General features: G+C 57.3%; 12 protein-coding genes. 9 read left to right on the top strand and 3 right to left on the bottom strand.

Features of this window, described 5'->3' with window-relative positions:
* The first annotated feature begins 102 nt into the window (after positions 1-102).
* The 5 genes from HX773_RS08845 (at position 103) to ppnP (ending at position 4,621) form a co-directional block, all read left to right on the top strand.
* Positions 103-855 carry an IclR family transcriptional regulator gene (locus HX773_RS08845; protein ID WP_176971234.1) on the top strand — a complete coding sequence of 251 codons (753 nt, stop codon included), beginning with the start codon at positions 103-105 and terminating at the stop codon, positions 853-855.
* 189 nt (positions 856-1,044) lie between these two features.
* On the top strand, positions 1,045-2,604 hold the full coding sequence (locus tag HX773_RS08850; protein ID WP_176971235.1) for an OPT/YSL family transporter: 1,560 nt from the start codon (positions 1,045-1,047) through the stop codon (positions 2,602-2,604).
* Positions 2,605-2,619: 15 nt separating this feature from the next.
* Entirely contained in the window at positions 2,620-3,552 is a 933-nt protein-coding gene (locus HX773_RS08855) for a DUF1177 domain-containing protein (protein ID WP_176971236.1), read from the top strand.
* 2 nt (positions 3,553-3,554) lie between these two features.
* The gene (locus HX773_RS08860) at positions 3,555-4,232 is read left to right on the top strand and encodes an AroM family protein (protein WP_176971424.1); all 678 of its coding nucleotides are present in this window, start codon (positions 3,555-3,557) and stop codon (positions 4,230-4,232) included.
* Between the two features lie 104 nt (positions 4,233-4,336).
* A complete protein-coding gene (gene ppnP, locus HX773_RS08865; RefSeq protein ID WP_101762466.1) occupies positions 4,337-4,621 on the top strand; it encodes a pyrimidine/purine nucleoside phosphorylase in 285 nt (94 codons plus the stop codon).
* Positions 4,622-4,774: 153 nt separating this feature from the next.
* Here the strand turns inward: ppnP and rdgC are convergent, their stop codons facing one another.
* Positions 4,775-5,686 (bottom strand): recombination-associated protein RdgC, encoded by a 912-nt coding sequence (gene rdgC, locus HX773_RS08870; RefSeq protein ID WP_101762465.1) that lies wholly within the window; start codon positions 5,684-5,686, stop codon positions 4,775-4,777.
* Positions 5,687-5,831: 145 nt separating this feature from the next.
* Between rdgC and mak the strand changes: the two genes are divergently transcribed.
* On the top strand, positions 5,832-6,743 hold the full coding sequence (gene mak, locus HX773_RS08875) for a fructokinase (RefSeq protein ID WP_110867766.1): 912 nt from the start codon (positions 5,832-5,834) through the stop codon (positions 6,741-6,743).
* A 221-nt stretch (positions 6,744-6,964) separates the two neighbouring features.
* On the opposite strand, the gene eat is transcribed toward mak, so the two are convergent.
* Positions 6,965-8,329: an ethanolamine permease gene (eat, locus tag HX773_RS08880; protein ID WP_061717487.1), complete on the bottom strand. Its 1,365-nt coding sequence runs from the start codon at positions 8,327-8,329 to the stop codon at positions 6,965-6,967.
* Positions 8,330-8,588: 259 nt separating this feature from the next.
* Between eat and HX773_RS08885 the strand changes: the two genes are divergently transcribed.
* The gene (locus tag HX773_RS08885; protein ID WP_176971237.1) at positions 8,589-9,593 is read left to right on the top strand and encodes a phosphotransferase enzyme family protein; all 1,005 of its coding nucleotides are present in this window, start codon (positions 8,589-8,591) and stop codon (positions 9,591-9,593) included.
* Positions 9,594-9,888: 295 nt separating this feature from the next.
* The gene (locus tag HX773_RS08890) at positions 9,889-10,980 is read left to right on the top strand and encodes an AraC family transcriptional regulator (RefSeq protein WP_370463592.1); all 1,092 of its coding nucleotides are present in this window, start codon (positions 9,889-9,891) and stop codon (positions 10,978-10,980) included.
* On the opposite strand, the gene HX773_RS08895 is transcribed toward HX773_RS08890, so the two are convergent.
* Positions 10,910-11,329, bottom strand: a complete 420-nt coding sequence (locus HX773_RS08895; RefSeq protein WP_176971238.1) for a cell envelope integrity TolA C-terminal domain-containing protein — start codon at positions 11,327-11,329, stop codon at positions 10,910-10,912. The genes HX773_RS08890 and HX773_RS08895 overlap by 71 nt on opposite strands.
* Positions 11,330-11,483: 154 nt before the next feature.
* On the opposite strand from HX773_RS08895, the gene HX773_RS08900 reads away from it, so the two are divergent.
* Positions 11,484-12,161 carry a CsgG/HfaB family protein gene (locus HX773_RS08900; RefSeq protein WP_101762459.1) on the top strand — a complete coding sequence of 226 codons (678 nt, stop codon included), beginning with the start codon at positions 11,484-11,486 and terminating at the stop codon, positions 12,159-12,161.
* Positions 12,162-12,166 lie beyond the last annotated feature (5 nt).

The following is a 12,166-nucleotide window of genomic DNA, read 5'->3' on the forward strand; positions in this document are numbered from 1 at the left end:
AGATCTGTCCGGATCAAAATTTGCGCTTGACGCATAAAGCAGGCCGTTTTACTTTCGAGATCTTGATAGAGGAACTCAGTTCCATATAGTGAAACCGACACCATGACCACACTCGAAAATGCATCCGCCGTACTGAAGCTATTTCAGCGCTTTGGCGTGACGCAGGGCCATCCCGGCTTGACCTTTACCGAGGTGGTGGATGCGTTGGGCTTGCCGAAAAGTACGGTATCGCGCCTGCTGGCGACCATGGAAAGTGAAGGCTTACTTGAGCGTGACGCCGAGAGCCGCTGCTTCCAGATTGGTCGCGTGCTGCTGTCGGTAGCGGGGCACTATCTGTCGACGCCGCTGGTGGATAGCGCGTCGGCACCGATGGCGCGTCTGGCAGCCAGCAGCGGTTGCATGGGCTATATCTCGGTGCTGGATGGCGACGATGTGCTGGTGATGCGTATGTATCATGGCCGCTTCTTCACCCAACTGGTGACGCCGCCGGGCACGCGTGTTTCATTGACTGGCACTTCGACCGGACGCGTGCTGCTGGCGCAGCTCAGTGATGACGAGGTTCGCGATCGTTTTGCCAGCAACTGGCAGGCGGCTTCGATGAATTCGCCGCTGAGCGTCGATGCGTTATGCAAAGAGTTAGCGGTAATTCGCCAGCAAGGCTGGGCTCTGGCGCGCAATGAGACGCTGCCGGGCATCAGTTCGCTGGCGGTCGCGGTAACCAATAAACATCGCGGTGAAAGTGCCGCGCTCTGTCTCTCGTTTTTATCGCAAGAAGCGGCGCCTGGATATCCAGAGATGCTGCTCAGCGAACTACGCGCAACGGCTGCACTGATGGCCGAAAAGTACGGCGCATAATCCTGTCCAAAACAGGAAACCCTATTTTAGTTTTGAAGGCGTTTATTCGCGCCACACCAGGGAAATAGCAGGTCTTCGGACCTGCTTATTTCAATAATCAGGGAACGATTAATATAAAAACGTTGATGTCCCGCGTGTCGGGCGCTTCGAATTAACGCGTTTTCTACAGGGTGAAAATACGGGGATCTTATGCGTCAAAATAATCCAATAAAAAGCGTTGGCGTTGCCTTAATGCTGGTTGTGCTGTCCGTTGCAGGCGCTATCATTGGGGTTCAACTTATTACCACCATTGGGGTAACACCCAATACCTCTATTATCGGCGCGCTGTTTGCCATGCTGCTGGCGCGTATTCCATTGCAATGGTTTCGTCGTTATCGCTCCATTGAAGTACAAAACCTCGCGCAAACTGCCATCTCCTCTGCCACCTTCGGTGCGGCCAACAGCCTGTTGATGCCGATCGCGGTGCCGTGGGCGCTGGGCGAACCGCAATTGGTGCTGCCGCTGTTTGTTGGCGTCAGCGCGGCGATGCTGCTGGATGCTTATTTACTCTATCGTCTGTTTGATACGCGCGTCTTCCCGGCCAGCAATGCGTGGCCGCCGGGCGTAGCGGCAGCCGAAGCGATCAAAGCCGGTGATAAAGGCGGTCGTCAGGCATGGCTGCTGGTGGTGGGGATTGTCGGCGGCATCGTCGGTTCGATGCTGAAGATCCCGATGTCGGCATTTGGTACCGCGTTTATCGGCAATATCTGGGCGCTCAGCATGCTCGGCATCGGTTTCTTGCTGCGTGCCTACGCGCAACCGGTTGCTGGCATTGATATCAACGCACTCTATATTCCGCACGGCGTGATGGTCGGTGCCGGTTTGGTGGCGTTAATTCAGGTGGTACAGGTGATTCGCAGCCGCCGCAATGATCAGGTCAACGTCAGCCGCAGCGACAGCGAAGTCAAACGTTCGCTGGGTTTCGGCACCGTGGGCTACATCGTCATCTCCACGCTGCTGGCGCTGGCGGGCGGTTTGTGGAGCCAGATGGGCCTGCCGATGCTGGTGCTGTTTATCCTTTACGCCGCCTTTGCTGCCTTCGTACATGAACTGATAGTCGGTATCGCTGCCATGCATTCTGGCTGGTTCCCGGCCTTTGCGGTGGCGCTGATCACCTTGATTCTTGGTATTCTGCTCGGCTTCCCGCCGCTGGCGTTGTGCCTGCTGTGCGGCTTTACCGCCGCCACCGGTCCGGCGTTTGCCGATATGGGTTATGACCTGAAAGCCGGCTTTATCCTGCGCGGCAACGGTGCCGATGTGCAGCAAGAGCTGTGGGGCCGCCGCATTCAGCTGATCGCCGCGATGATCGCCTTTGTGATCTGTATTCCCGTGGTGTGGTACGCGCACACCATTTTCTTTGCCGAGAATCTGCTGCCGCCGGTGGCGCGCGTCTATGCCAAAACCATTCAGGCCGGTGCGGAGCCGGGGATCGCCGGAAACCTGCTGATGTGGGCGATTCCTGGCGCGATTATTCAGTTGATCGGCGGACCGAAGCGTCAGCTTGGCGTGCTGCTGGCGACCGGTTTATTGATTAACAACGCCGCTGCGGGTTGGGCGGTGATGGTGGGCATCGCGCTGCGCATTATCATCCTGCGCGTGTGGGGCGAGCGTGGACGTTCACCGATGGAGGTGATGGCCGCCGGATTTATCGCGGGCGACGCGCTCTACAGCTTCTTCCATTCACTTTTTGCCAGCGGCACTAAAAAATAATCCAGGGAATTCATTATGAGTTTACAGCAGACACTGCAGGTCTTTGAGTTACTCGATAGCGCCTACATTGATGGCCAACAGGTGGTCGATCTGTTCGCGGCCTATCCGGGCGTTACCGCCAGCACCAAACGCGTCAGCGGGCCAAAAGGGCGGACCGATTTCGTTCGCATCGACATCCCCGGCGCGCAGGGCAAAAGCAACGGCGGCAACGCGCCAACGCTCGGCATTATTGGACGTCTCGGCGGTATCGGTGCGCGTCCAACGCGCATTGGTATGGTGTCTGACGCCGATGGCGCGGTGGCGGCGGTGAGCAGCGCGCTGAAGCTGGCGCAGATGCAGACTAAAGGCGACGTGCTGGCCGGTGATGTGATCATCACCACCCACATCTGCCCGGATGCGCCAACCCGTCCGCACGAGCCGGTCGATTTCATGGATTCGCCGTGCGACGACATCACCATGAATGACAACGAAGTGATTGCTGGCGTTGATGCGATTTTGTCGATCGATACCACCAAAGGTAACCGCATCCTCAATCACAAAGGCTACGCGCTGTCGCCGACGGTGAAAGAGGGTTACATCCTGCGCGTGTCAGAAGATCTGTTACGCATCATGGAGATGACCAGCGGCAAACCGGCGGTCACCTTCCCGATCACCACGCAGGACATCACGCCATATGGCAACGGGGTTTATCACCTCAACAGCATTTTGCAGCCTTCCACCGCGACGGATGTGCCGGTAGTCGGCGTGGCGATCTGCGCCGAATCGGTGGTGCCGGGCTGCGGTACCGGCGCGAGCCACGAGGTGGATATCGCCTTAGCGGTGAAGTTTGCGGTGGAAGTGGCGAAAGAGTTCGGGCGTGAAACCTGTCACTTCTACGACCCGCAAGAGTACGCTCTGCTGCTCTCTTTGTATGGTAGTCTCAGCCATCTGCGTACCCGGAAAGCCTGATGATGAACATCTCCCTGGTCACACTGACGATTGGTCAATCACCGCGCAGCGACATTCTACCGCTGCTGCTGGAACATCTGCCCGCCGATCAGGTGGCGCATGCCGGTTTACTCGACGGCCTGACGCTGGCCGAAGTTGAGCAGCAGTATGCGCCCGCGCCAGGCGACAAGGTGCTGGTGTCGCGCATGACCAGCGGCGAGCAGGTGCGCCTGTCAGTAACAAAAGTGGAGCAGGGACTGCAACGTAAGATCAACGCGCTGGAGCAGCAGGGCTATGACACCATTTTGCTGCTGTGCACCGGTGAGTTTGGCGCGCTGAAAACCCAATCCGCCTTGCTGCTGGAGCCCGATCGCATCATTCCGCCGCTGGTACGCGCGATTGTGCAAGATCATAAAGTCGGCATTGTGGTGCCGGTGGAAGAGCAGATTGCCGAGCAGGCCAACAAGTGGCGCAATCTGACCACTCCGCCGTGCTTTGCCGTTGCCAGTCCTTATCTGGCGGAGCAGGCCGATTTGGTGGAAGCGGGATTGTCGCTGCAGGAGCAGGGCGCGGATGTGGTGGTGCTGGATTGCATCGGCTATCACCAGAAGCACCGCGATTTCCTGCAGAAAATGCTGGGCATTCCGGTACTGCTGTCGAACGTGCTGGTGGCCAAGCTGGCGGCAGAATTGATCGTCTAACGCAGAGAGATCACAAGTTACGATCTGTGGCGCTAATTCGCGTGACAGATCAGCGAGTTCCTTAGTAATCTGCCAGTCACGATAATGTGCTGTGAGGAAGTAATATGCTCAATACAAGTGAGTATTTCGACGGAAAAGTGAAATCCATTGGTTTCGACAGCGTGACCATTGGCCGTGCCAGCGTTGGCGTGATGGCGGAAGGTGAATACACCTTCGGCACCAATCAACCGGAAGAGATGACGGTGGTGAGCGGCGCGCTGAAAGTGCTGCTGCCGGGCGAAACCGAGTGGAAATGGTACGAAGCCGGCACCAGCTTCAACGTGCCAGGCCAAAGCGAATTCCATCTGCAGGTGGCAGAGCCTTCTTCTTATCTGTGCCGCTACCTCTAAACTTAAGCTTTAGAACATCTTAAACCTGCGACTTCTGTTTGAAGCGCAGGTTTTTTTATTGCTGAGCAATAGGTGCGCATGAATGCGCACCCTACGAAAATCCGCGCAGGTTTGTCGTAGGGTCGCCATTAATGGCGACCAGGATCGAGAGGATTAACGCTTCGCTTCGCCGCCTAACGCTTCGACCAGATTGCCGATCAGCGCGGCCAGTTCGCTGGTCATCAGAATGAAATCGGCATCGAAACGCTGGGCGAAATCATCGCGGTCGATATCATCATTCTGCTCACGCAGCGTGTCGCTGAACTTCAAACGCTTCACTGAAGCATCATCAGCGATGACGAACTGAATGCGTTCCTGCCAGTCGAGCGCCAGTTTGGTGACCACTTTACCGGCTTCAATGTGCGTGGCGATCTCGTCGGAAATCAGATCCTGCTTCTTGCAGCGAATCACGCCGCCATCTTCCAGCATCGCTTTCAGTTCGGCTTCATCCATCAAGGCAAAACCGGCGGGCAGTTCACCCGAACGCACCCATTCGGTCAGCGTCAGCTCGATCGGATTCTCCAGCGTTAACGGAACCACCGGCAGCGAACCGAGGCTTTTGCGCAGCAGCGCCAGCGTGTCTTCGGCTTTCTTGGCGCTGGCGCAATCGACGATGATCAGGTTATTAACGGTGTCGATCCACATATAAGTCTGGCTGAAACGGCTAAACGCGCGTGGCAGCAGGCTGTGCAGCACTTCATCCTTCAGCGAGTCTTTCTCGGTCTTCTTCAGCTTGCGGCTCTGTTCCGCTTCGAGCTTGTCGATTTTGGCTTCCAGCGCCTGCTTCACCACCGGCGACGGCAGAATCTTTTGCTCGGTGCGCGCGCAAATCACCATCTGACCGTTGATTTCATGCGTCAGCGCTTCGCTGCGGTTGCCCATCGGTGAAACCCAGCCGGTTTTTGCCATATCCTGGCTGCCGCACGGCGAAAAGGTGAAGGCGTCGAGCTGCTTTTCCAGATCGTCTGCGGACAGCGGAATGTCACGATTCAGACGATAAACCATCATATTTTTAAACCACAACATCGGGATTCCTTACCGTGGGTGCGATCGGGCGCACAAGTCTCAAAGTCAGCGCGCATGATAGCGAAACATCGGATTGGTTTCATTGCCTTTCCCGATTCAGCCTTCTACTGTATTTGTCACCAGAACGAATAATGAGGAATAAATCGTGCGTATCGGGATTGATTTAGGCGGGACCAAAATTGAAGTGATTGCACTGTCTGATCAGGGTCAGGAGCTGTTCCGTCATCGCGTTAACACGCCGCGTGACGACTACGCTGCCACGGTTCAGGCGATTGTCGATTTAGTGCTGCTGGCGGAGGAGAAAACCGGCCAGCAGGGCACGGTTGGCATCGGCATTCCCGGCACGATTTCGCCTTACACGCAGCGGGTGAAGAATGCGAATTCCACCTGGCTGAACGGTCAGCCGCTGGATAAAGATTTAGCCCAGGCGCTGAATCGTGACGTGCGCATCGCCAACGACGCGAATTGTCTGGCGGTTTCCGAAGCGGTGGATGGAGCCGGCGCGGGTCAGCCGCTGGTGTTTGCGGTGATTATCGGCACCGGATCGGGCGCGGGTGTAGCGATTGGCGGTGAGTCGCGCATTGGCGGTAACGGCAATGCCGGTGAGTGGGGCCACAATCCGCTGCCGTGGATGGATGAAGATGAACTGCGCCATCGCGCGGAAGTGCCCTGTTATTGCGGCTTGCAGGGCTGCATTGAGACCTTTGTGTCGGGCACCGGCTTTGCGATTGATTATCAGCGTCTGAGCGGTAAAGCGCTGAAAGGCGCGGAGATCATCAAGCTGATTGAGCAGCAGGATCCGGTGGCGGAACTGGCAATGAATCGCTACGAAATGCGTCTGGCGAAATCGCTGGCGCAGGTGGTGAATCTGCTGGATCCCGATGTGATTGTGCTGGGCGGCGGCATGAGTAATAACGATCGCCTGTATCAAACCGTGCCGGCGCTGATGAAGCAGTGGGTGTTTGGCCGCGAGTGTGAAACGCCGGTGCTGAAGGCGGTTCACGGAGATTCAAGCGGTGTGCGCGGTGCCGCGTGGTTGTGGCCGTTGAAAGGGTAGTTTCTGTCACGCACCTCGGTTTGTGCTCGTTGTCCCCCTCCTCGGTTTGTGCTCGCTGTCCCGCACCTCTGTATGTGCTCGCTGTCCCCCTCCTCGGTCCTCCCCCATAAATGGGGGAGGAAGATGCTGCTATATGTGAGTTTGGAAGCTGCATGTGGCAGCGTCTCCTTCCCCCGTTTACGGGGGAAGGCTGGGATGGGGGACAGCCAGCACTAACCCACTCACTCACCCACTAACATCGAATCCTGCGGCGCGTTATCGCGCTGGGCTTTAGTCGCCAGGAAGTAGACATATCCCACCGCCATAATCGCCACAAACAAGCCGCCAATCACCGGGTTAAACCACAGCATCGCCACCAGACACACCAGCGACAGCACCAGCGCAATGCCCGGCACAATCGGATAGCCAGGCGCACGGAAGCTGCGTTCCATCTCCGGCGCAGTGCGACGCAGTTTAAACAGGCTCAGCATACTCATCAGATACATCACAATCGCGCCGAACACTGCCATGGTGATCATCGCGGCGGTCAGCGTCATGCCTTGCAGATTAATGAAACCATCGCTGTAGATGGCGGCGATCCCAATCAAACCGCCGGCGATAATCGCGCGGTGCGGCGTCTGGAAGCGCGACAGCTTCGCCAGACTTTGCGGCAGATAACCGGCGCGGGCGAGGGCGAAGAACTGGCGCGAATAGCCGAGAATAATGCCGTGGAAGCTGGCAATCAGGCCAAACAAACCAATCCACACCAGCATGTGCATCCAGTTGGAGTTTTCACCCACAATCATCTTCATCGCCTGCGGCAGCGGATCGTTGATGTCCGACAGCTTGCGCCAGTCGCCAGCGCCACCGGCCAGCAGCATCACGCCAATCGCCAGCACCACCAGCGTCAAAATGCCGGTGATATAGGCTTTAGGAATGGTGCGCTTCGGATCTTTGGCCTCTTCGGCCGCCATCGCCGCGCCTTCAATTGCCAGGAAGAACCAGATAGCGAACGGAATCGCGGCGAAGATGCCAGACATCGCTGGCATGCCGAAGTGATCGCTGCCCGCCCAGCCGTTAGCGGCAAAGTTGGCGATGCTGAAGCCCGGCGAAACCACGCCCATAAACACCAGCAGCTCCAGAACCGCCAGCACCGTGACTACCAATTCGAACATCGCCGCCAGCTTGACGCCGAGAATGTTCAGCGTCATGAAGACGATATAGGCGCCGACCGCGGCGGTTTTCGGATTGAGATCGGGATATTGCACGTTGAGGTAAGCGCCAATCGCCATGGCAATCGCCGGCGGTGCGAACACGAACTCAATCAGCGTGGCGAGGCCCGCGATCAAGCCGCCGGTTTCGCCGAACGCGCGGCGGCTATAGGCAAACGGGCCACCCGCATGCGGAATCGCGGTGGTCAGTTCGGTAAAGCTGAAAATGAAGCAGGTATACATGGTGGCGATCATCGCGGTGGTGATCAAAAATCCCAGCGTGCCCGCCACGCCCCAGCCGTAACTCCAGCCAAAATATTCCCCGGAAATCACCAGTCCAACCGCAATGCCCCACAAATGCAGGGTGCCCAGCGTGGGTTTGAGCTTATTCGTCATCGTCTTCTCCCCGTCGTCATTGTTGGTGCGGCAGCTTCACCGCGCTTTTTTATCTTTGCGCTACAGTGAAGTGATAATGCCGCTGCCTGGCGCGGGAAAACTTGACGCGGGCGCAGTGAGTTTTGTCCTCCACGGTCAACTCAGAGGCAAGAAAAGTGCCAGATGCACGCTGCGGTCAACTTTGGGTTGTCTGCGGTCAAGCAGTCAGGACGACGTCATCCCATGCTGATACCACTTGCTTGATGCTGGAGATTGATGAATGAGTGCCGAACAATCCGATACCTTAACCGATGCTGAAATCACCCTGCTGGCGCATCAGGCGCTGGCCAGTTATCCCGCGGCACTGCGCGGCGAACTGAAGCTGCTGTGCCGGTCGGAAAATGCCACCTTCCTGTTGCAGGCGGCGGGCAAACGCTACGCGCTGCGTCTGCATCGTCCTAACTATCACAGCAAAGCGGATATTCAGAGCGAGCTGCTGTGGCTGGATGCGCTGCGTGACATCGGCATTATGGTGCCGCAGGCGATCCCGGCCAGCGATGGCGCAACCGTGCTGACGCTGCCGATGGCAAACGGCGCAGAGCGCTACGCCGTGTTGTTCCACTGGATCGAGGGTGATATGCCCACCACCGATGTCGATCCTAAAGCGTTTCAGCAGCTTGGTCACATCACCGCGCGTTTGCATCAGCACAGCCGCAGCTGGCAGAAACCGGCCGGTTTCCAGCGCATCATCTGGGATCATCACACCATGGTCAGCGATCATAGCCATTGGGGACGCTGGCAGGATGCGCCGAACCTTAATCCGGGCGATCACGGCATCGTCGCCGAAGCGGTGGCGCGCGTCGGGCAGGAGCTGCAGAGCTTTGGCAAAGGGGCGGATCGTTATGGTTTGATCCACGCCGATCTGCGTCTGACCAATCTGCTGCTGCATAAAGGCGAAACGCGGGTGATCGATTTTGATGACTGCGGACTCGGCTGGTATCTGCACGATCTGGCGGCGGCGATCAGTTTCGTCGAGCATCATCCACGCGCTGCCGAATGGGTGGATAACTGGATCCTCGGTTACGAAAAAGTGGCGCACATCAGCGATGAAGAGATGGCGCTGGTGCCGACGCTGCTGATCCAGCGCCGCATTCAGATGACCGCGTGGATGGGATCGCACGCGGAAACGGAAATGGCGCTGAGTCTCGGGCCGCGCTGGGCCGATCACTCGGTGCGCCTCTGCCGACGTTATCTGGAAACCAATCAGCTGCCGGTCGGCGTTTGATGCACCAGCAGTGAGCAGCTTTGCGCTGTCGCGGCGCAGCAAAGGTCGCCATGAATGGCGTAATACTTGTCAGTTAAGACATGAAAACCTCTAATTACCGAGAGCACACATTGTAGCGGCGCAATTCATTGCGCGATAAATCGCGCCGCTACGGAAGCTGCGCTTATTTGATACGGCGCTTAACTGATCGGCTTTACGCCATTCATGGCGACCTTAAATCCGCACATTACCCGCCTGGTACGAATATTGCTGGAATCCTCAACCTGTTTCACTCGCGCCACACGCAGAGGTTCCGATGCAATCACTCATGACACCCACTGAAGCCTTTAGCGTCTTATCCGTCAGCGCCAGCAACCGCGGCGTTTTGGCGGCGGCCGCCACCGGACTGAGCGGGTTTATCACTGACAAAGGCGGCGATGTCGATCGTATTTTTGGCATCAGCGGCATCAATTCCGAACTGCTGGCGAGCCCTACGCTGAGCCTGGGTTTGGTAAACTATTGCCGCGTGATGGAAGAGGCGGCGCGTCATTCCGGTTTTGATAACTTCGGTTTGCATTACGGCAAGCAGTTCAAACCGCAGTCATTAGGCTTAATTGGCTATATCGGCCTCTGTTCATCCACGCTGGAGCAGGCGCTGCACAACGTGGTGAATGCCTTTCCGTGGCATCAGCACGACACGCTGACGCGGCTGGTGGACAAAGGCGAGTGTTGGCGGCTCGATTATCAGGTGCGCCACGGCGCGATCCTCTCCAGACGTCAGGATGCGGAGCTGACACTCGGCATGTTCCTCAACTTGATCCGCCACGTTGCCGGCAAAAACTGGGCACCGCGTGAAGTGCACTTCGAACATCCGCGCCCGGAGCAGTGGCACGAGCACTGCAAAGTGTTTGATGCGCCAGTGTGGTTTGATCAACCGTTCAACTCGTTACTGATCCCAAAACGCGATCTGCTGCGCAGCATGCCGGAACAAGATCCGATGTTGCTGATGGTGATGCAGGATGCCATCCGCCGCCTGAACAGTTGTGCCAGCCTGCAAAGCGTGGTGGAACAGGCGCGATCGCAGGTCAATCTGTCGCTGATGCAGGGCGAACCGGTGCTGGAAGAGATTGCCGAAAAAATGGGCCTGTCGAGCTGGTCGCTGCAACGGCGGCTGCGCGAAGAGGGCATCAGTTTCACGGCGCTGGTGGACAAGGTGCGCTGTGAAATGGCGACGCATTATCTGCAACAGAAGCAGCTGCCGATCTCAGAGATGGCGCTGCTGCTCGGCTATTCCGAAGTCAGCGCCTTCTCCCGCGCCTTCCGCCGCTGGTTTGGCATCAGCCCGCGCCAGTGGCGTCAGGATGGATCGGCGTCGCCGGGGCAAAACCGAACCACGCTGGCTGGCTAACGTCCGGCGGCGGCGGTAAATCTTTGCTTTGACCAATCAACTGCCACGCGCGCAGGCACAACGTTTCGTCACCTTGCGTCTGCGTCACCGCGTAGCGCCCGCTGTTTTGCCACTCAAGCCGCACCAGACATTGCTGACCGGCATAACGCCGCGCATCGCGGAAATGCTGGTTGAGCTGATGCTGCATCTCATCAGTCCATTTGCAGGATGCGCTCCCCGGCGCGCTCTGCGGCTGGCACAGATTGGCGATGCTATCCTGTTGCTTTGGCTGAGAATGCTGACAAGCGCTGAGCGCCGCAACAATCATTAACCCGCCCAATAATCCCGCCATTCGATTAATTAAATTCATTAATATGCCTGTATTTTCACTAAAGTTCCTCTCCCTCACTGCCGACAGTCTACAGACCGACTCAACCAATGCTATGGCATTACTCTGACTGTCGGCAGAACCAGAATTTGCCGCAGCCTCGCGGCTTTATCCCCTTTTGATTCATGGATTAGAAATGCAGAAAAAATATGCCCTTGCGGCACTCTCCTTGTTAAGCGCCACGCTGCTCAGCGGCTGCGCGACCGAATCGTCACGCGCCATTGAAGCGCCACAGGTGCGTGCGGCCAGCCAGCCCGCGTATCAGGGCGTGCGCAGCCCGATTGCGGTTGGCCAGTTTGATAACCGCTCCTCGTACATGAACGGCATCTTCTCCGATGGCGTGGATCGTCTTGGCAATCAGTCGAAAACCATTCTGGTCACGCACCTGCAGCAGACCAATCGCTTCAACGTGCTGGATCGCAGCAACCTGAAAGAGTTGCAGCAGGAAGCGGGCTTTAAGAAGAGCGAGCAGAACATCAAAGGTGCGACTTACATCATCACCGGCGATATCACCGAATTTGGTCGCAAAGAAGTGGGCGATCAGCAGCTGTGGGGCATTTTGGGGCGCGGTAAGAACCAGATCGCCTATGCCAAAGTGAACCTGAATGTGGTGGATGTCACCACCTCAGAAGTGGTGTACAGCGCGCAGGGCGCGGGTGAATTCAAGCTGTCAGCGCGTGAGATCGTCGGCTTCGGCGGCACCGCCAGCTATGACTCAACCCTCAACGGTAAAGTGATGGATCTGGCGATTCGTGAAGCGGTGGATCATTTAGTGGATGGTATTAACAGCGGCGCATGGCGTCCGGCGAAATAAGGATA

It is taken from the genome of Pantoea sp. B9002 (assembly GCF_013385945.1).
In the GTDB taxonomy this organism is placed as follows: Bacteria; Pseudomonadota; Gammaproteobacteria; order Enterobacterales; family Enterobacteriaceae; genus Pantoea.